This is a genomic window from Streptomyces sp. SID9727 (genome assembly GCF_010550605.1).
GTDB lineage: Bacteria > Actinomycetota > Actinomycetes > Streptomycetales > Streptomycetaceae > Streptomyces.
Genome location: NZ_JAAGNI010000232.1, coordinates 1 through 212, shown reverse-complemented (window position 1 = coordinate 212; position 212 = coordinate 1). Strand labels below are relative to the sequence as shown.

Genomic DNA, 212 nt, shown 5'->3' with positions numbered 1-212 from the left:
GGCGGCGGCGGCCTCCGGCGTGTCGAACCCGGCCCGGAAGGCGGCGTCCGCGAGCCGGTCGTCGGCCTCCTTCAACCGTGCCGCCGCGCTCTCCTCCTCGCGCACCGCCCCGCCCGCCCCGGCGAGCAGGGCGACCCGTCGCTGCACCACGGCGGCGTGCTCGGCGACGCTCGGGTGTCCCCCGCGCGCCCGGTCCAGCACCGCGTCGATGT

The 212-nt window shown here is 80.2% G+C and carries 1 protein-coding gene; it reads right to left on the bottom strand.

Annotation, left to right across the window (positions count from 1 at the left end; genetic code table 11):
- On the bottom strand, positions 1-212 hold a 212-nt coding region (locus G3I41_RS14750; protein ID WP_164400661.1), incomplete at both ends, for a hypothetical protein.